General features: G+C 40.6%; 10 protein-coding genes. 9 read left to right on the forward strand and 1 reads right to left on the reverse strand.

Annotated features, from left to right (window positions below; translation table 11 throughout):
* The first annotated feature begins 200 nt into the window (after positions 1-200).
* From AY601_RS03020 to AY601_RS03045, 6 genes are all read left to right on the forward strand, one after another.
* Positions 201-1,202 (forward strand): glycoside hydrolase family 43 protein, encoded by a 1,002-nt coding sequence (locus AY601_RS03020; RefSeq protein WP_068396244.1) that lies wholly within the window; start codon positions 201-203, stop codon positions 1,200-1,202.
* Positions 1,187-5,398 (forward strand): two-component regulator propeller domain-containing protein, encoded by a 4,212-nt coding sequence (locus tag AY601_RS03025; protein ID WP_068396247.1) that lies wholly within the window; start codon positions 1,187-1,189, stop codon positions 5,396-5,398. The genes AY601_RS03020 and AY601_RS03025 overlap by 16 nt, the downstream gene beginning before the upstream one ends.
* Before the next feature lie 220 nt (positions 5,399-5,618).
* Entirely contained in the window at positions 5,619-8,792 is a 3,174-nt protein-coding gene (locus AY601_RS03030) for a SusC/RagA family TonB-linked outer membrane protein (RefSeq protein ID WP_068396250.1), read from the forward strand.
* 11 nt (positions 8,793-8,803) lie between these two features.
* Positions 8,804-10,501 (forward strand): RagB/SusD family nutrient uptake outer membrane protein, encoded by a 1,698-nt coding sequence (locus AY601_RS03035; protein ID WP_068396253.1) that lies wholly within the window; start codon positions 8,804-8,806, stop codon positions 10,499-10,501.
* 85 nt (positions 10,502-10,586) lie between these two features.
* A complete protein-coding gene (locus AY601_RS03040; protein WP_068396258.1) occupies positions 10,587-12,101 on the forward strand; it encodes a glycoside hydrolase in 1,515 nt (504 codons plus the stop codon).
* Positions 12,091-13,959 (forward strand): glycoside hydrolase family 35 protein, encoded by a 1,869-nt coding sequence (locus tag AY601_RS03045; RefSeq protein ID WP_232324685.1) that lies wholly within the window; start codon positions 12,091-12,093, stop codon positions 13,957-13,959. Before AY601_RS03040 ends, AY601_RS03045 begins: the two co-directional genes overlap by 11 nt.
* 24 nt (positions 13,960-13,983) lie before the next feature.
* Here the strand turns inward: AY601_RS03045 and AY601_RS03050 are convergent, their stop codons facing one another.
* Positions 13,984-14,694, reverse strand: coding sequence for an NUDIX hydrolase (locus tag AY601_RS03050; RefSeq protein WP_068396263.1), 711 nt, complete (start codon positions 14,692-14,694; stop codon positions 13,984-13,986).
* 130 nt (positions 14,695-14,824) lie between these two features.
* Between AY601_RS03050 and AY601_RS03055 the strand changes: the two genes are divergently transcribed.
* The 3 genes from AY601_RS03055 to AY601_RS03065 all read left to right on the forward strand — a co-directional run bounded on the left by AY601_RS03055 (position 14,825) and on the right by AY601_RS03065 (position 21,237).
* Positions 14,825-16,006, forward strand: a complete 1,182-nt coding sequence (locus AY601_RS03055) for an aldose epimerase family protein (protein ID WP_068396266.1) — start codon at positions 14,825-14,827, stop codon at positions 16,004-16,006.
* A gap of 544 nt (positions 16,007-16,550) precedes the next feature.
* Positions 16,551-19,625 carry a SusC/RagA family TonB-linked outer membrane protein gene (locus tag AY601_RS03060; protein ID WP_068396269.1) on the forward strand — a complete coding sequence of 1,025 codons (3,075 nt, stop codon included), beginning with the start codon at positions 16,551-16,553 and terminating at the stop codon, positions 19,623-19,625.
* A gap of 58 nt (positions 19,626-19,683) precedes the next feature.
* Positions 19,684-21,237, forward strand: a complete 1,554-nt coding sequence (locus AY601_RS03065; RefSeq protein WP_068396275.1) for a RagB/SusD family nutrient uptake outer membrane protein — start codon at positions 19,684-19,686, stop codon at positions 21,235-21,237.
* Positions 21,238-21,240: the final 3 nt, after the last annotated feature.

A 21,240-nucleotide genomic window follows, 5' to 3' on the forward strand; every position in this document is an offset into this window, starting at 1 on the left:
AAATTATTCTGAAATTTATTTCAGGTTTCGTTATTTCCAGGCTTATCAGATGCTTTTTGGGCTGGGGCTGAAATTTCAAAATAAATAATAATCGTTCATTTGACATTTAATTTAAAATTTATACATTAGCCTGGGCTGCAATTAAAGCCTCGCGGCTTACTCAACAAACAGAACCAGATAACCAAGAACAAGAGCCAGGTATGAATTTTTTAAAGTTGCGGCCGGGGCTGCTGATTTATGGTCGTGTGCTCTTGATGAGCGTTATTATTTTTACATTGACAAGCGGGGCTGCGGTGGCCCAGAAATCAAAAAATACGGCTTATCTTTTTACCTACTTTACTGGTAATAAAGGGTTGGAAGAATCAATCCATTTTGCGATTAGTGATGACGGTTACACCTATCGCGCATTAAATCATAATCAGCCAGTCATCAGTTCTGCTGCAATCAGTTCAACAGGTGGAGTACGCGATCCGCATATTTTACGCGGATCGGATGGAAAGACCTTTTATATGGTTGTGACAGATATGGTCTCAGCTAAAGGCTGGGATGCTAACCGGGCAATGGTATTGTTAAAGTCTGCAGATCTTGTGAACTGGACTTCAAGTATTGTCAACATCCAGAAGCGATTTCCTGATCAGGAGAATTTACTGCGTGTGTGGGCACCTCAAACTATATATGACAAGAAAGCTGGTAAGTATATGGTTTATTGGTCTATGAAACATGGGGCTGATCCGGATAAAATATACTGGGCTTATGCCAATAAGGACTTTACAGATCTGGAAAATGAACCTCAACAACTTTTCTTTAGCCCAACCAATGGTGCTTGTATTGATGGAGATATCATCTATGATCAGGGAAAATATCATTTGTTCTTTAAAACTGAAGGGGAGGGCTTAGGGATTCGCGTTGCAGTTTCGGATAAGCTGAAAGAAGGCTATATTTTACGTGATGGATATGTGCAGCAGACGAAAGATCCTGTAGAAGGTGCCGGGGTTTTTAAACTTAATACTGGAGAAGGGTATATCCTGATGTATGATGTCTATACAAAAGGCCGCTATCAATTTACCAAAACAAAAGATTTAAAACATTTCAGTGTGATTGATCATGAGGTAAAGATGGATTTTCATCCGCGGCATGGTACAGTTCTTCCAATTACTGCACAGGAAGCAAAAGTATTGTTAAGAAAATGGGATATCAGGTAATCCGGGTGTTGATTACAAAGATATTGTTTGTCATTAATGCGCTAACGAATTCAATAACTACAAAAATGCGTTTACTGCAGTTGATTATTTTTGTTGTTTTTTTTGGAATTCAACCTTACGCTGTCCAGGCGCAGTTATGGTCAGAAAATAGTGGAAAGTCACTCTATGGTGATTATGCATTTAAAACCTATACCATTGCTGATGGACTTCCATCTAAAAGTACAACCGCTACCTTCAAAGATAGCAGAGGGTTTATATGGGTTGGTACAGAAAATGGTTTATGCCGTTTTGATGGTTACACCTTCAAAATTTTTAATCACAAGCCTGCCGACAGTACGTCTATCAGTAACAATTTTGTAAGCAGCATTGTGGAGGACCGGAAAGGAATGTTATGGGTAGGTACAATGGACGGCTTGAATAGGATGGATCCGATGACCGAAAAATTCCAGTCCTTTTATCATAAAGAATCGCTTCCCTCATCTATTAGTAATAACAAAATATGGGCATTGCTCTGCGACAGACAGGGGATAATCTGGGTAGGAACTGATGATGGGTTTAACAGGTATCACGAATCTACCAGATCCTTTACCGCCTATCAGCCCAATTCTAAATTGCCATATACCATGGTCGGCAAGTCTGTTAATGCTATTATTGAAGATAAACAGGGACAGCTCTGGCTGGGGAACTGGAGCGGAGGGTTAAACAGGTTCGACAAACGTACGCAGCGCTTCAGTAATTTTAGGCAAAAGCAGTTGCCCGGATCCAAAAATCCGAACGATATCTGGACGCTCACCTCTGATAAAAACGGAATGATATGGGTAGGTACCTATTGGAATGGATTATTTCGTTTTGATACCGGAACAAATTCCTTTACTCCAATTACACCTCCAGATAAAAGTAGTACAGGAGTTTATAGTATCCTGCCTTTAACGGAGCATATTTTGCTTGTTGGTGGAAATAATGGCTTTTACTGGCTGGATACCCGGAACAATAAATGGGAGGCGATTAAAAACCTGGTAAATTATCCTTTTGGTGGTGCCTATAAAGATAAGGATAACATTATCTGGATCAACGCCAAGAATGGGTTTTTGAAGATTGACAGTAAACAATATAAGTTTGAGCTGGAAGACCTGAAACTAGGCAATACTGAAGTGAAAAGCATAGCAAGTAAAGATGACCGCCTTTGGATCGGTACGAATAAGGGCTTGTTTGTATTTGATTACCGAACGGGACAACTGTCAGTTCTGAAGAAAAACGGGACGAAAAACAGCCTCAAAAGTAATGATATCAGTAAACTTTATTTTGATACCAAAGGAATCCTGTGGATCTTAACTGAAGATGGATTCGATAGTTATAATCTGCAGAAAAAGGAATTTTCCCACCATTTCCATCATTCTATTTTGGGCAGTCTTTTCAATGAAGACGTTTTCAGGGACATTCTTGAAGCCGAGCCTGGTATTTATTATCTGGCTACTGATGCTGGCCTGAAAATTTACAATAGCTTCAACAATACTTTTAAGCATTATTACAGCAATAAGAACGACAAATATGCCTTAAGTAATAACCACCTTTATTCTTTATTAAAGGATCAGAATGGGGAGATATGGATTGGAACTTATGGTGGTGGATTGAACCACTTTAATCCTGTTACTGGACGTTTCCGGGCTTTCGGGCCTGCGGAAAACTCCGGGAGTGGGGTTAGCAGTAATATTATCAGGGGGCTATTCCGGGATTCAGGTAACAATATCTGGGTTTCCACGCCAGATGGACTTAATAAGTATGATTTTAAGCGCAAACGGTTTGTAGTTTATTCTAAAGTTGATGGTTTTTCCAGTAATGTATTCAGGGATGTTACGGAAGATCGTAAAGGTAACATCTGGGTAACTACTGAAAACGGGTTGTCAAAATTAAATCCTGCAAATATGGTTATCAATAATTTTGATGAGGCGGATGGTGTGTATGTGAATTCGGTGATGCTCAATAATGGGGAAAGTATTTATCTTGCCGGAGCACGGGGTGGGGTAATTAAATTCAATCCGCTTACCATCCAATTTAATAAGATGGTACCTCCGGTTTATTTTACAGATTTTCAACTGTTCAACAAATCTATTGTTGCTGATTCGGGAGGGCCACTCAGACAAAACCTGAACATTGCAACCGAACTGACGCTGGATTATGAACAGAGTGTGTTTTCCTTTGAATTTGTTGGACTCAATTATCGCCATTCGGAAAAAAATCAATACGCTTATATGCTGATTGGATTTGATAAAAAATGGAATTACGTAGGTACGCAACGTAAAGCCACCTATACCAACTTAAACCCGGGAACCTATAAACTCTGGATCCGGGCTTCCAATAACGATGGGGTCTGGAACAAGGAGGGCAGGGTGCTGATGATTTGCATTCGCTCGCCATGGTATTGGAGATGGTGGGCTTATGTAGTTTATGCAGTTGCAGCCGGTCTGCTGATCTATTTGTACTTTATTTACAGGAAGAAACAAGATGAGCTGAAATACAAGATAAGGGTGGCCAGTATAGAAAGTGAAAAGGAAAAAGAGCTCAGTGAAAAGAAACTCTCCTTCTTTACTAACATCTCCCATGAATTTCGTACACCACTTACCTTAATTATAAATCCGATCAAGGAACTGTTGTATCATGATGATAAAAATGTGGATATCAGTAACCTTAATATTGTATATCGGAATGCAAAACGTCTCCTTAGCCTGGTAGATCAGTTACTGCTGTTCAGAAAAGCGGATTCCGGGGCTGATCTGCTGAAGGCTGCTGATCTGGAAATTGTGAACCTGTGTAAAGAAGTTTATTTGTGTTTTTCTCACCTCGCCAGCTCAAGAAATATCAGGTATGAATTTCTGAGTGCTGCAACACATATCTGGATATACGCTGATAGGGGAAAATTAGAAATTGCTATTTTTAATTTGCTGTCAAATGCGATTAAGTTTACCCCGGACGGGGGAAGTGTAAAACTTGAAATTCTTGAAGCATCCGATAGGCTAACTATACAAATCAGTGATACAGGTTGTGGCATTCCTGAAGCAGCCGGAGAGAAAATCTATAACAGGTTTTATCAGGAAGCAGATGAAAATAGTTCTTTAAGAACGGGGTTTGGAATAGGGCTGTTTTTGGTACGTAATTTTATTGAAAGCCATGGCGGATCTATTACTTATAAGAGTATCGCTAATCAAGGGACTACTTTTTCGGTTGAATTGTTAAAAGGAAAGTGCCACATCAATCCTGATCAGCTTATTCCAGAAACGGGAATGAGCTCTCAGCTGTTGATGGAATTGAGTGATGAACATGGAATCCAATCAGAACAGCTGATTACTGAGCAGTATGATCATGACCTGACATCAGAAAAAAAATCAATCCTGATTATAGATGACAATCCATCCATCAGGAATTACTTAATTGGGATTTTCAAAGCGCAGTATCAATTGTTTGTTGCAGAAAGCGGGGAGCAGGGGATGGAGATGATTCGTGAAATACTGCCTGATTTTATTATCAGCGATGTAATGATGCAGGGGATTACCGGGATAGAGATTTGTAGCCTGGTCAAGGAAGATGCTGCTTTATGTCATATACCGGTAGTACTATTAACGGCCAGTACTTCTCCGGAAATTAAATTGAAAGGACTGGAAATTGGTGCTGATGATTATATTAGTAAACCTTTTGATAAAGATTTGCTGATGGCCAGGGTGGCTGGAATTTTGAAAAGTAAGAACAGCCTTCAGAAATATTTCTACAATGAAATTACGCTGAACCCAAATAATTCAAAGATCTCAGCAGAGTACAGGGATTTTCTCCAGCAGTGTATCCAGATTGTAGAGCTGTACATTACCGATCCAAATTTTAATATTCAGGTACTTGCGGATGAGATTGGCATGTCCCGGTCCAACTTGTTTGTTAAAATTAAATCCATATCCGGCAGATCCTCTAACAGTTTTATTCGCTTTATCCGGCTTCGGAAGGCGGCCGAAATATTTATCAATACAGATAATACGATATCTGAAACCATGTTTATGGTTGGGATTATTGATAGTAAATATTTCAGAGCGCAGTTTCATAAACTCTTTAACATGAATCCTTCTGATTATATCCGGAAATACAGAAAGAACTTTTCTAATCAGATCAGCCTTGGCAAAGGCATCAAAACAAATCCAGGCCGCTTTGATCCGTAATTGCCCGTCATCCCTCATTTTTTATGTTTTTGATTATAAAACCAAGTATTTACCCCTTAAAAATTGTCTGTTTACCCCCCTTCATTCTCTTTGAAACCATCGAATTTAGCCCCGGTTAAGCTATTCGAAATACCTGAATTCCGGCCAGGCCCTGAGCAAATGCCTGCCTGATTCATTCGTTAAAAGATTAACTAAAACACTAAACCAAATATAAAGCGATATGAGAAAAGTTATACAAAACGTATATTCTCCCTTTTGGCTGTTGACAAAAAAAGTATTTGTTGTAACTGCAATAAATGCCTTGCTGCTCTCAGTCCAGTCTACAAAAGCTTCTGAAATGACGACCTTAAATGTCCGTCAGCAAGTGATAAGCGGTACGGTCCACGATGAAAAAGGGGGCGTGTTTCCTGGTGTTGGCGTCACTGTCAAAGGTACGGCCATTACAACAGTTACCAACGCACAGGGTAAATACTCCATTAAGGTTTCTTCCGATAATGCAGTACTGGTATTTAGTTATGTAGGTTATGCCAGCATGGAACTTCCTGTCAATGGAAAAACTGTTGTGGATGCCAGGCTTTCGGCCGATGACAGATCGCTGAACGAACTGATTGTTGTAGGTTATGGTACGCAAAAAAAGGAAACCGTAACAGGCTCAATCTCGCAGGTTAAAGGTTCAGACCTGGTTAAAAGCCCGCAACCCAACCTGTCTAACGCGCTTGCAGGGAGATTCTCCGGTGTAGTGATCAGCAACAGAGGTGGGGAGCCAGGTTATGACGGATCAAATATCACCATTCGGGGGCAGGCAACAACCGGCAGTAATAGTGTGCTGGTCGTAGTTGACGGGGTTCCTGGACAGGTTGGAGGACTGGAACGTCTGGATCCGAATGATATTGAAAGTATATCGGTATTGAAAGATGCCTCGGCTGCGATTTATGGAAACCGCGCTGCCAATGGTGTCATTTTAGTGACTACTAAAAGAGGTAAGACTGGTAAACCTACAATCAGTTACAGTTTTAATCAGGGTTTCAGTTCCCCGACACGTTTACCAAAACTTGCAGATGCTGCGACTTATGCACAAATCATGAATGAGATCAATTTCGATTCCAGTCCCTCAGGAGGAATGAATCAATCTTACAGTGATGCGCAGATACAAAAATTCAGGGATGGGTCCGATCCATTATTGTTTCCAAATACAAACTGGACTAAGACCGTACTGAAGGATGTGACCACACAAAGTCAGCACAGCCTGTCTGTAAGTGGTGGTAGTGAAGACGTTAAATATTTTGTTTCGCTAGGGGCTATCAATCAGAACGGACTCTTTAAAAATGGGGTAACCAGCTATAAACAATACAATTTCCGGTCAAATATTGATGCTAATATCAGTAAACGCCTGAAAATCGGATTATCACTGGCCGGAAGGGAAGAAAACCGTGAATTTCCAATTACTAAAGCTGATGATCTGTTCCGTTCACTTTACCGCTCTAAACCTATTGTAGCTCCGTTCTATCCAAATGGATTACCAACAAGAGGTATAGAAGGCTCAAATCCTGCTGTTCTGGTAAGTGATTTGGGCGGTACAAGTAAAAGCCCTACACAAGTGTTAAATGCTATCTTAAAAGGAAGTTATCAGATCCCGGGAATTGAAGGATTATCAGCTGATGGATTCTTCGCTGTGGATAAACTCAATACTTTTGTAAAGACCTTTGACAAACCTTATGTACTCTATGACTACAATGCATCAACCGGTATATACGCCCCGGGGATTTACGGTGGAAATAATCAGAAAGCTACATTAAAGGAATCTCAGCGGCGCGAATCACTCTTGACTTCAAACCTCAAATTGAATTACGCACGCCGCTTCGGCAAGCATGATATCAATGCTTTTGCCGGCTTTGAACAAAGCAGTAACAATATTGAGTTTTTTGACGCCCAGCGTTTCAATTACCTCTCTAACCAGTTGCCTGAGTTATCTCAGGGTGGAACAGCCGCTACTGATTTTCTGAACTCCGGTTTTAGTTCAAACTATACCAGAAGGAGTATCATTAGTAAACTGGCTTATACCTATGATGACAAATACCTGTTTGAAGGACAACTTCGTCGTGACGGATCTTCAATTTTTTCTAAAGGCAAACAGTGGGGCACCTTTCCTTCAGTCTCTGCAGGCTGGCGTATCAATAAAGAGAAATGGTTTGAAAACATCAAATTCTTTGATGAGTTGAAACTCAGGGCTTCGTACGGATCACTGGGTAATGACAACGTAAATGCTTTTCAATATTATGACAATTACATTTTAGTAGGGAACGGCTTTGTGGCACAGGCACCAGGAGGGACGCCAGCCATCCAGCCGGGAGTTGGCTTGTCGAAACTGGCCAATCCTGACATTACCTGGGAAGTCTCCCGGAAACTGGATATTGGTATGAATGCAACCTTCCTGAAGAACTTCACTTTTGAAGCCATTTATTTCAAACAAAAGCGTTCTGATATTCTTTCCTCACGTAATGCATCCCTTCCTGGTTCCTCAGGTATTGTTAACCCTTATGATGACGGCAGTCCGACTTATAATCCTTTAGTACCCTCAGAAAACATAGGTAAAGTTAACAGTGAGGGGTTTGAGGCTACACTTGGCTATACGCATCGTGGCAATGAATTCAACTGGGGCATTTCAGGTAACTTCACTTATGCAAAAAGCAAAATCATCTTCATTGATGAAGCTTCGGGTACCTTAAAAGACCAGCGGCAAACAGGCCGTCCATTGAATACTTATCTTTTGTACAATAGTACAGGGATTTTCCGTACCCAGGCAGAGCTGGATAATACTCCGCATGTTCCAGGTGCAAAGGTTGGTGATTTGATCTATCAGGATCTTAACGGAGATGGCGTACTGAATGCGGACGATATGGCCAGGACAAAATATGGTAATATCCCACAGATTACTTATGGTTTTAACCTCAATGCCTCGTATAAAAATTTCGACCTGTCTGTATTATTTGCAGGCCAGGCACAGGTAAGCCAGTATGTACTTCCCGAATCAGGCAGTATTGGTAACTTTTATAGCAGCTGGGCTGATAACAGGTTTAGTGCTGCTAATCCAAATGGTACCTTCCCAAAGGTGTCTGAACGGTCATCTAATTCAATCAGTGGGGGAGCCTACAAAAATAATTTCTGGCTTAATAATACGGCTTTTCTGCGACTTAAAAATGTAGAACTGGCCTATAACGTGAAAGCAGATTTTCTGTCAAAAATGAAGATTTCGGGGTTAAGGGTGTTTGCAAGTGCATTCAATCTGTTTACTATCACTAAAGTAAAAGATTATGATCCGGAGGGCAGCAGTGAAAGCGGGCAGTTCTATCCTCAGCAGCGGATCATCAATTTAGGTGCAAACGTTAAATTTTAAATCTTATCAAAATGAAGTACAAATATAACCTACCAGTTTTTATTTTATTAGTTAGTGTACTGGCACTGAGCTCATGTAAAAAAGATTTTCTGGACGTTACTGCAACTGACAGAATTCCCACCGTTACGCTGGAAACCGATACAGCAGTATTTGAAGCTTTTGTAATCAACTCTTACCTTGGTACAAGACTTCAGAGTAAAGAAGCAGAAGGAACCAATCCCGGATTTGGGCGGGGTTTTGAATACAGTATGTGGAGCTCGCTGACTGACGAATCCATTTATAACAATGATGACGATACCTGGTTGATCCAGCGGGGGCAGCTGGCGCCGGAGAACCTGGGTGCACTAGGCGCACTATGGGGCAGAAGTTACCGGAGTATACGTGAATGCAATTATGCATTAAGTGTTTTAACCAAAATCCAGATGAGTGCGGGTCGTAAAAAAAGGCTTGAAGGAGAGCTCAAATTTATAAGGGCATTCCGTTATCAGGACCTGATCCGGAATTATGGAAAAGTGGTACTGGTGGGAGATCAGGTACTGGGTTTAAAAGATAATCTGCAGGACCCGGCCTTATTTAAACGCGCTACAATTAAAGAAGGGATGGATTACGCAATCGCCCAGCTGGATGACGCAGTATCGAAATTACCGCTGGACAATAGTGGTGAATGGATGGCAGGCAGGGCCACAAAAGGTGCTGCCCTGGCATTAAAATCAAGACTTACACTTTATGCAGCCAGCCCTTTATATGCTGCAGGTAGCTGGGAAGCTGCTGTTGCAGCGGCACAACAAGTCATCAGCCTCAATAAATACAGCATTTATCAGGGAGGGTATGGTAATTTATTTTTGACCAATCAAAGTAATGAGTCTATATTCGAACGCCTGTACACCAAGAATGCCAATCACGTGCATCTGGAGATTGCAAACGGACCAAATGGCTATGGAGGTTGGGCAGGAAATACACCAACCCAGACCCTGGTAGAGGCTTATGATTTGACCAACGGTTTACCTGCAAATATCACCAACCCGCTTTATGATCCGGCCAAACCCTATGAAAACCGCGATCCGCGCTTTAAAGCTACTGTCTTGTATAATGGCGCTCCATACCGCGAACGTAATATAGAAACTTTTATACCGGGTGGAAGAGATAGCAAGGATGGAAATGACAACTGGAACACCACAAAAACGGGTTACTATCTTAAGAAATTCATGAATGATGCTTATCCTTTACAAAATCCGTGGGGTAATGCGGGTTTCCAGCCATGGATCTATTTCAGATATGCCGAAATACTACTTAATCTCGCTGAAGCTTCAAATGAAGTCTATGGACCAGATGCAGTAGGGGCTGGCGCAACGATGAGTGCACGTCAGGCTATCAACATGATCCGCTCCAGAGCAGGGGTAAACATGCCGCCAGTTACAGCAGCATCTCAGAGCGATATGCGCACAGCGATCAGACATGAGCGTCAGATCGAGCTGGCATTTGAAGAACATCGTTTCTATGATGTCAGGAGATGGAAAATTGCTGAAGTGACCGAGAATTTGCCATGCAGAGGGGTGATCATTACTAAAAATACCGATGGCAGTTTTACCTATACTTCAAAGATAGCACTGGATGGGCGCAAGTTCGAAACCAAGCATTACTGGCTGCCAATTCCCAGGGCCGAAATTCTTGCTTCAGGCAACCTGCTGGAACAAAATACCGGGTATTAAATCTGGTAAATGAAATATGTTCAAATTTAAGACGTCCGGAATTAACCTTTCCGGACGTTTAATCCTTTAGTCTAATTAGAAAGATATGTCTGGAACTAAAAGTTCTGTTATTGCAATTATATTTTTTGAAATATTGATGGCGCTTCCTTTTTTGATAAGCGCGCAGGGGATTAATCCTGTTAAAGTTGAAATCGATCTCCGGCATCCTGCACAGGTGATTGAGGGATTTGGTGCTTCTGATGCCTGGTCCTGTCAATATGCGGGGTTATGGCCGGAAGAAAAAAAGAAGAAGATGGCCGATTTGCTTTTCAGCCGCGAGCTTGACCATCAGGGAAAGCCAATTGGGATTGGCCTGAATTTCTGGCGTTTCAGTATAGGTGCCGGAAGTGCAGAGCAGGGTGAAGCAAGCGATATCAAAAACGAATGGCGGAGACAGGCTTCATTTTTAAAATTAAATGGAAAATATGAGGATGATGCTATGACGGGCCAGTTGTGGTTTATGAGCGCGGCCAAGGCAAGGGGCGTGAAGAATTTTCTGGGGTTTGTCAACAGCCCTCATGTTAACTTTACCTTAAACGGGAAATCTTATTCTGGTGATGGCAAATGTAACTTCGACTTTAGCAAGACAGCTGCTTTCTGCCAGGATCTGATCAGCAACATTCAAATTATAAAAAAACGTACAGGCATCACATTAGACTACATCAGTCCTGTAAATGAACCTCAATGGAAGTGGAATGAGGCTAAGCAGGAAGGTTCCCCTTATACAAACAAGGAGATCGCCCAACTGACCAGAGCACTAAGTTTGTCACTGAAAAAGGCAGATCTCAATACTAAAATACAAATTGCGGAAGCCGGGCAGCTGGATTACCTGACCAATCACAAAGATTCGCTCAAAAGCCGGCAAGTAAGCTATTTCTTTGATAAAAAATCTCCGGGTTATCTTGGTGACCTGTACAATATAGACCAAAGCATTTCAGGACATAGTTATTTTACCACAAGTTCTGAAGATAGGTCAGTACGTATAAGAAGTGCAGTGGCCAGTGAAGTAGAAAAAATTAAGGGGCTCCGCTTTTGGATGTCGGAGTACTGTATTCTTGGAGACAGCCTGATGAAAGGAGAAGGCCGGGATACTGGGATTTCTCCGGCATTATTTATTGCAAAACTTATTCACCACGATTTAAGCTATGCGAATGCAACCTCCTGGCAATGGTGGCTTGCCATTTCACCAAATGATTATAAAGACGGATTGGTTTATATAGATAAAAACAAAACGGATGGCAAAGTATACGAAAGCAAAATGCTTTGGGCCCTGGGGAACTATAGCCGCTTTATACCTGCAGGGAGCCACAGGCTACCTGTGAAACTGGAGAACGCTGATCAGGTTTACGTATCCGGTTTCCGCAATCAGGGGAAAATTATCATTGTAGTTGTCAATTCCAGAAAAGAAGCCGCTTTACTTGAAATCAATGGCATTCATAAAAAACAAATAAAAACCTATACCACATCAACTACATTAAACCTGGCTCCTTCCACATCAAATTCAAATTTGATCCGTGTTCCACCTGAGTCAATAACTACACTCCTAACTGATGAAAAATAAGCAGATGAATAAGTTTCCAATGAAAATATTAAAATATACTTTTTTCTTAATGGCCATTCTTCTGGCTATAATCACTGAAATTAACCCTGCACAGGCACAACACACTTTTACCCTGAGTGACAGTACATTTTTATTAGACAATAAGCCCTTCCAGATCGTCTCAGGGGAGATACATTATCCCAGAGTTCCAAGAGAGGCCTGGAGACACCGCATGAAGATGGCGAGGGCGATGGGACTCAATACAATTGGAACTTATGTGTTCTGGAACCTGCATGAACCTGAAAAGAACAAGTTTGATTTTGGCGGTAACAATGACATTGCTGAATTTGTGAAAATAGCTAAGGAAGAAGGGCTGTGGGTAATTTTAAGACCAAGCCCCTATGTTTGTGCAGAATGGGAGTTTGGCGGGTACCCTTACTGGTTGCAAAATGAAAAAGGGCTGATTGTAAGGAGTAAAGAAAGCCAGTACCTTAAAGAATACCAAACCTATATCAAAGCGTTAGGTAAGGAATTGGCCCCTCTGCAAATTAGCAATGGTGGAAATATACTCATGATCCAGGTAGAAAATGAATATGGTTCTTATAGCAATGACAAAGAATACCTTGCTATTAATCAAAAACTATTCCGTGAAGCAGGGTTTAATGGATTGCTATACACTTGCGATCCGGAATCTGATCTGGAAAAGGGGTATTTACCAGGACTATTGCCAGCCATTAATGGGCAGGACAATCCTGAAATTGTAAAACGTAAAATCAGAACTTTGAATGGTGGTAAAGGCCCGTTTTTCATCGCAGAATGGTACCCTGCATGGTTTGATTGGTGGGGGGCTCCTCATCATACCGTCCCGGCTGAGCAATATACAGGTAAGCTGGATTCGGTATTAAAGGCTGGTATTTCTATTAACATGTACATGTTCCACGGAGGGAGTACCCGTGATTTTATGAATGGTGCCAATGCTAAAGATACTACCCCTTATGAACCACAAACCAGCAGTTACGATTATGATGCGCCTTTAGATGAAGCAGGTAATGCGACAGACAAGTTCATGAAGTTCAGGGCAGTTATTCAGCGTCACTTGCCTGTTGGACAGGTGCTTCCTGAGGTTCCGGCGAATAAGCCATCTATGGTTATCCCGGCAATCCGGCTTCAAGCTGCCATTAAATTAGCTGATCTTTTAACTACTCCGGTACATAGCCTCAAACCGATGACTTTTGAAGACCTGAATCAAGCCTATGGATTTGTATGGTACCGCACACAGCTCGAGGGTGGTAAGACAGGTATCCTTAAAATAAAAGGTTTAAGAGATTATGCTGTGATCATGATCAATGGAAAACGTGCCGGTATTTTGGATCGGAGGAATGCTCAGGATAGTTTGTCTCTTAAACTGGCGCCAGGAAAGGTAGTCCTTGATATTTTAGTGGAAAACCTTGGCAGGGTTAATTATGGCCCCAATTTACTGAAGAATAAAAAAGGGATTACAGGTGATGTGACTTTTGCAGGTACTGAACTTCAGGATTGGGATATGTTCAAATTCCCTTTCAAAGAGGTTAAAAGTTTGAAATTCAAGCCAGGTTACCATGCTGATCATACCCCGGTAATCAGAAAAGGAACATTTATGCTGGATAAGGTTGCAGACACTTATCTGGATATGAGAAACTGGGGCAAAGGTATGGTTTGGGTAAATGGTAAAAACCTGGGGAAATACTGGGAAATAGGGCCGCAGCAAACGCTTTATTTACCTGTAGAATGGCTTAAGAAAGGTGAAAATGAAATTATTGTGCTGGAACTTTACAAGCCTGAACAGCAATCATTAACGGGACTTGATAAACCAATTCTGAATCAATTGCATCTCCGGTAACATGCAATTGATTCACGGAAACTCTTATCCGGATATTAATTTATCCGGATTAGGGATGAAGTTTAAAAAGGCCTGAAAGTTTGCTATGTACTTTTTCTTGTCAAGTTTAAAATAAAAAGCACCTTTTTTTGACGCTGATTTATCTTTTTCAGGGAGTTTGATCAGCAAACCCGTAGAGGTTAATTTTCTGATGAAATTTCTGTTATCAATATTGGTATTGTACACGTCTTCATATAAACTTTGCAATTGAGGTATGGTGAATTTTTTTGGTAAGAGTTCAAAAAGTATAGGATGAAGCGCTGCCTTATATCTGATCTTCTTCTTCGCATTTTCTACCATTTCATCATGATCGAAAATTAGTTCTGGTGCATCCTTTAACAAAAACCATTCGGCATGATATTGATCCGTAATTTGCATTTTATACTTATTGATATCTATTAATGCAAAGTAAGTCACAGAAAGTGTCCGCTCAATAGGATCTCTTAAAGGATCACCATAAGCATGAATCTGTTCCAAATAAACACCTTCCAGTCCAGTTAACTGGGTAAGTACCCTATTGGCAGCATTATCCAGACTTTCTTTGGGCCCGACAAAACCACCCATTAAACTCCATTTATCTTTTTCAGGTTCAAAACCTCTTTTGATCAGGAGCAATTTTAAGTGTTCTCCATCAAATCCAAATATAATGCAATCAACAGCTATTAAGAACCGGTCCTGATTTGTATACTTTGTCATTGTGTTAAATTAATAAAAAATATGATGTCTTAATTTGAATGTAAAGTTATTATAATACTCATATTAATCGTTAGTTTGACGTTTAATATTCTTTTTATACATTAGTATTACCGAATCTTAAAAACTTAATATGAACAAGAACTATAATTTAATTTATCTGAGCATTATTTTATTACTCACCTTAACCAGGTGTGAAAGCAATTCCAGTCCGAAGTCCAAATCTGTAACTACCGATTCGGCTTCCGTTTCAAAGTATATTATTCCGGAAGCCGGTGGTTTCGAAGGAAATATAGATGGCAAAGCTATAACCTTATATACACTGAAGAATAAGAATGGAGCAGAAGCTGCAATCACAAATTATGGCGGCCGGCTGGTTTCCTTATTGGTTCCAGACAGGAAGCAGAAATTGACTGATGTGGTTTTAGGTTATGATAGTTTAAAATCTTACCAGAAAAAAGGCGAACCTTATTTTGGTGCAATCATTGGCAGATACGGTAACCGTATTGCAAAAGGTAAATTTGTTCTTGACGGAAAATCTTATCAATTACAAGTGAATGATGGAACTAATACATTGCACGGTGGCGCTGACGGATTTTATTCAAAGGTTTGGACGGCTAAAAAAACAGATGCACAAACTTTAGAGCTGAGTTATCTTGCTAAAGATAATGAGGCGGGTTATCCAGGTAATTTAACAGTGAAAGTGACTTATAAGTTAACCGATGACAATGCGCTTATGATCAGCTATAGTGCAGTAACAGATAAGACAACTATAGTTAATCTAACCAATCATGCCTATTTTAATTTAAATGGCGCTGGAAATCAGACGATCACAGATCATTTATTAACAATTGAAGCCGATGCTTATACCCCAGTTGACAAAACTTTAATTCCAACCGGCAAAATTGAGAAAGTAAGCGGTACACCATTTGATTTTACAAAACCTACCCTTATTGGCGAAAGAATTAATGATAAAAATGAACAACTGGAATACGGAAAAGGATATGATCATAATTTTGTACTCAGATCCGGATCTGGTTTACGTAAAGCAGCAACAGTGATGAGTCCGAAAACTGGCATTGCTATGGAAGTTCTTACAACGGAACCAGGGATTCAGTTTTATAGTGGTAATTTTCTGACAGGTAAAGATCAGGATGGTAAAGGTAAAGTGAGCTATGCTCACCGTTCTGCTTTTTGTCTGGAGACACAGCACTTTCCTGACGCACCTAATCAGCCCTCATTTCCTGCTACTGTATTAAAACCTGGAAAAGTATATCAAACAACTACAGTATATAAATTTTCGGCGTTGAAATAACCGGTCTCCCAAGTCTGTTATTATAAGAAAATGAGTACCTGCTCCTTAATTTTTTAGACTTTAATTGATTTTAATTTTAGGCTTTACCAATCTTATTTAATTTATTCTGCTATTTTTTATTTTTTTTAAACCCGCAAAAAGCTATCCTTAGATATGTTTTATGCGGGTTTTTATGCTTTTGTAAATAATTATAAACGTATAATTAACATTTATTTATAAACGTCTATTTGACGATTAATAATTATTTTATACATTCGATTATTAATCAATCAAATTGATTAGGCCAAATATAAATTTTGCAAGGATAGATGAAATCACCAGGTCTGTAAAGGAGTGTGGTTAATCTGGATATATGCAAATAATTAACCTGTTATGAGCAACTCTAAAAGGGCTAAACCTGCTTTAGCGATCATTCCGTCTTTAGATTTCACAAGACTTTTTGTCTTCATGATGTGCTTATTCAAATTAAGCAGCAATTCACCGGCCGGTCATTCAAAAAACACCTTAACAACAGCTAATCAATCACTAATTAAATAATGATTTCATGAATATTTATATACTTAATAATAGTTTTCGCTATGTCCGGTTTGGGCTACTGCTGATCGGGCTGTTTTTGTCGACAATGGTACTGGCACAAACCTCACCAATTAAAGGAAAAGTAGCTGATGAAAGTGGTGCAGGCTTACCGGGTGCTACCATCAGAATTAAAGGAAAGACTGGTGCAACAGCTTCAGATGCCAATGGTAATTTTGCCATACAGGCAGTTTCAAATGACGTGCTGATTGTTAACCTTATCGGTTTTACTGCACAGGAGGTGCCCATAAACGGGCGTCCCCAGCTATCCATTCAATTGAAGCCAAGCGTAAAAGAATTAGGCGAAGTGGTGGTAGTGGGCTATGGGACCCAACTAAAAAAAGATTTGACAGGTTCCGTTTCTATTGTCAATACTAAAGAGCTGAAAAAGACCTCTGCAAGTGATATAGGACAATTATTACAAGGAAGAACTGCAGGAATTGCAGTGACAAACGATGGACAACCAGGCGCTTCACCTACTATTCGTATCAGAGGACTGGCCTCCTTTAATAACCAGCAGCCACTTTATGTAGTAGATGGAATTATGCTATCTAATACCCCGCGTGATTTTAGTCCGAATGATATTGAATCCATGCAAGTTTTAAAAGATGGAACTGCAGCAGCAATTTATGGTGCAGCAGCAGCGAACGGGGTAATTATTATTACGACCAGGCAAGGAAAGAAAAACAGCCCGCTGAGTATTGAATACAACACCTATTTTGGAGCAGATAAAATCTGGCAGAAAATACCCGTAGTTGACCGTGCCGGGTATCAGTTATTGAATAACGAATCTCAATTAAATGGGGGACAGACCATGGCACCCGCAAACGATCCGGCCAGTCCAAAATATATAGGAAATATTGACACCGACTGGCAAAAAGAAGGATTGAAGACAGGGTACCGGATGAACCATAACCTGAATTTCTCTGGCGGTGGTGAAAACTCCACATTCAATGTATCTCTGGATTATTTTAAACAAGGAGGTACTTTTGTGGGGAATGGACCGGATTATAACCGTTATACCGGACGGATCAATACCACCCAGTCCAAAGGGATTTTCAAATTCGGGCAATCACTAAGCTACACACATTCCAAAGAAAACTCATTGACTTTTCGCGGAGACGTACTTACAGGCGGCAGACCTCCGCTGATCAACGATCTGGTCATTGCCATCCCAACACAATTAGTTTATGATCCAACAATGCCTAATGGTTATGGAGGTACACAATCTGACAGGGAAAGAGCGATTTCTTTAAATGTACCAGCTGTGAATTCGATGTTCACAAACTTTACAGAAGTTGACCGGATTTTTGGTGTGGCCTGGGCAGAAGCGCAGTTATTGAATCTAAACGGTCACAGCCTGAAATACAAAGTCAATGCGGGTTATGATAAAACTATAGCACGTGATTTTGCATTTCAGCCAACATTTGATCTTGGATTTTTCTTCAAACAAACCGTAAACCGTCTGGACGATAATTCAAGAACATATACAAATGCCCTGGTTGATAATACACTTACTTATGATAAGAAATTTGATAAACATACTTTTAATGCAGTTCTGGGGGTGAGTTACAATAAAAATACAGCTCTGGTCAGGTCCGGACATGCGGAACAACTAGATCCCAACTACCTCGTTTTAGGGAACGGATCAAATAAAACGGTAGATGGAAGTCTTACTCCTTATGCTTTTTTTGGACTCTTTGGAAGGCTAAACTATAATTATGATGACAAATATTTACTGACAGCAAACTTCAGACGTGATGGTTCATCCAGATTTGGTTATGGGTATAAATATGGAAATTTCCCTGGTATCTCAGCAGGCTGGAGAATCAGTAAAGAAGCATTTATCCACCTGCCAAAGTGGATTACAGAATTGAAGTTAAGGGGCGGGTATGGACAGCTGGGAAATGCTAATATTGGTGATTTCAGATATTTGGCATTGCTTAATCCTAACATTGTCTATAACTTCAATGGAACCAAAGTGACCGGTGGAGCACAAACAAATGTGATTGATCCAAATATCCATTGGGAAACAAAAACGACATCAAATATTGGAATTGATGCCACTTTTTTTGATGGAGCAATTGATCTGACTGCTGAATATTATAATAATAAAGCTACGGATGCGCTGATTGGTGAGCCCATTCCGGCGTCCGTGGGTTCTAATGATACTGCCCCGTTAACCAATGCAGCGAGTATCAGGAATACGGGTATTGAAATTAATATTGGCTATCATAACAATAAAGGGGCTTTCACTTATAATGTTTCAGGTAATCTGAGTACAGTGAAAAATACTTTGCTGGCATTAAGCAGCGGAGAAACATCCAGAATTGTGGGTGGATTTGTCAACACTGTCGGGCATGAAATTGGCCGCCATTATGGGCGTGTAGTTGAAGGCGTTTTCCAAAACGCAGATGAGATTAAAAATCATGCATTTCAAAATGCCTTTACTGCTCCGGGTGATTTGAAATTTAAAGATATCAGTGGCCCTGATGGTAAACCTGATGGGGTAATCAATGACCTTGACCGTGCAGATCTGGGCAGCTCTTTACCGAAAGTATATTATGGGTTGAATTTTACTGCCGGCTATAAAGGTTTTGATTTTACTTTATTCCTGTCTGGTGCTGCGGGCAACCTGATCAATGGATCTTTGTATCGTACACTGATGCATACCACTGACTATCTCAATTATCATGAGGATGCTTTAAACCGATGGACACCAGCAAATCCAAATAATGAATATCCAAGACTGGCGGCAAATGATCCGAATCAGAACGGAATAGAGTCTGACCGGAAAAACTGGCTGCAAAAAGGGGATTATTTGAGGATCAATACGATTTCTCTTGGCTACACGATTCCCAAGCTTAAAGTGAAATGGTTACAATCTATCAGAGTTTATGCAACTGCGCAAAACGTATACACCTTTCAGTATTATAAAGGATACAATCCTGATTTTGCACAGACCCGTCCGTTTGAGCCCGGTTATGATCCAGGATCTTTTCCAACGCCAAGAACACTGATGATGGGTTTACAAGCCAGATTTTAGAATTAAGAATACAGAGATAGGATAGCTTCATTACCAATTAACAAGCAAATAGATACTGATGAAAAAAATATTATGCTATATACTTTTAGGCCTGTTAAGCACAGGTTGTAAAAAACAGCTCGACCTGCAAAACCCCAATGCCAAGACCATAGATCTTTACTGGAAAACGGCAGATGATGCACAAACGGGTGTAAATGCGATCTACAATAGTCTGATCCAGGATGGTACTTATATGCGGATGTTTCCAGCCCTTACAGATGTAAGGGGGGATGATTTTGCAGGAGACAGTCCCTGGGGTGATCTGGTACAGGTTGGAAACTTTAGTATCCCTTCCAATTCCGGACCTGTTCAGTGGATCTGGGCAGCACATTACCAATTGATCTGGCGTGCAAACCAGGTAATTATCAATGTACCTGCAATTGCTATGGATGAAGATTTGAAAAAGCGGATTATCGGGCAGGCACATTTTTTACGGGGTCTGGCTTTATTCAATCTGGCGAATACCTACAGAGATATTCCTGTTCCATTAGAATTGCCGGTTGATAAATCAAAATACCGTACACCTACCGCAACAGATGAAGTTTTATGGGCACAGATCTTTGCTGATTTCAAAGCTGCTAAAGAGGCACTTCCTGTTACTTATGCTGGCCTAAACGGGCCCGATGCAGGGCAAACAGGGCGTGCTACTAAAGGAGCGGCTACAGGAATGCTCGGTAAAGCGTATTTGTATAAAAAGAAATGGGTTGAAGCTGCTGCTGAATTTAATGAGCTGATCAATGGAGCCCAAAAGGGAAAATACGCTTTGATGGCTAATTACAGGGATAACTTCAAAGAAGTGAATGAAAACAATGTGGAATCATTGTTTGAAGTACAATTTGGTCAGCCAGATGCCGTAGGTGGTACGGTGATGAACTATGGAGGTGAACCCAATGCCAACTGGAAACAGGTGAGCTCTGTAGGAAGAACTTACGCCATGGATGGTTATGGCTATTCAGATTTCCTGCCAACCAGATGGATGTATAATGAATTCAAAATAGAAAAAACTAAAGATGGTAAAAGTGATCCAAGGTTGCTGGCCACGATTGCTTCTTATGAACCTGCTGATAATTCCATTACAGTTTATGGAAACAAATGGCCTTTTGCTTTAACCGCAATCTATCCGAGAAAATATACGCATGATGGCTTAAACTGGCCAGGGAATGACGACCAGGAAAACTCAGGAATTAATAACAGGATACTCAGATATGCAGACATATTGCTCATGTATGCGGAGGCTTTAAATGAGACGGGAAATACCGCAGATGCTTATACTTATATCCAGCAGGTAAGAAACAGAGCAAATCTGTCAGATCTGAGTACCACCAGCCCCGGCATGAATCAAGTGCAGATGAGAACGCAGCTGGCACATGAACGTGCGCTGGAATTTTCGATTGAATGTATCAGGATCAATGACATTATCAGATGGGGATGGCTATATGATCCCGCTAAACTGGCAGAGTTGAAAGCGCACGATGCAGATTTTAATACCTGGACTCCAGGCAAAGAATATTTACCAATTCCACTTTCAGAATTAAATGTTAATCCTAATTTGAAACGTAATCCCGCAAACTAAATC

This window comes from Pedobacter cryoconitis (assembly GCF_001590605.1).
In the GTDB taxonomy this organism is placed as follows: Bacteria; Bacteroidota; Bacteroidia; order Sphingobacteriales; family Sphingobacteriaceae; genus Pedobacter; species Pedobacter cryoconitis_A.

Excerpts from the sequence above, each read along its gene's own strand:
- AY601_RS03060 (WP_068396269.1), top strand. The coding sequence starts at position 16,551 with ATGAATATTTATATACTTAATAATAGTTTTCGCTATGTCCGGTTTGGG.
- AY601_RS03035 (WP_068396253.1), top strand. The coding sequence starts at position 8,804 with ATGAAGTACAAATATAACCTACCAGTTTTTATTTTATTAGTTAGTGTA.
- AY601_RS03025 (WP_068396247.1), top strand. The coding sequence starts at position 1,187 with ATGGGATATCAGGTAATCCGGGTGTTGATTACAAAGATATTGTTTGTC.
- AY601_RS03045 (WP_232324685.1), top strand. The coding sequence starts at position 12,091 with ATGAAAAATAAGCAGATGAATAAGTTTCCAATGAAAATATTAAAATAT.
- AY601_RS03050 (WP_068396263.1), bottom strand. The coding sequence starts at position 14,694 with ATGACAAAGTATACAAATCAGGACCGGTTCTTAATAGCTGTTGATTGC.
- AY601_RS03020 (WP_068396244.1), top strand. The coding sequence starts at position 201 with ATGAATTTTTTAAAGTTGCGGCCGGGGCTGCTGATTTATGGTCGTGTG.
- AY601_RS03065 (WP_068396275.1), top strand. The coding sequence starts at position 19,684 with ATGAAAAAAATATTATGCTATATACTTTTAGGCCTGTTAAGCACAGGT.
- AY601_RS03030 (WP_068396250.1), top strand. The coding sequence starts at position 5,619 with ATGAGAAAAGTTATACAAAACGTATATTCTCCCTTTTGGCTGTTGACA.
- AY601_RS03040 (WP_068396258.1), top strand. The coding sequence starts at position 10,587 with ATGTCTGGAACTAAAAGTTCTGTTATTGCAATTATATTTTTTGAAATA.
- AY601_RS03055 (WP_068396266.1), top strand. The coding sequence starts at position 14,825 with ATGAACAAGAACTATAATTTAATTTATCTGAGCATTATTTTATTACTC.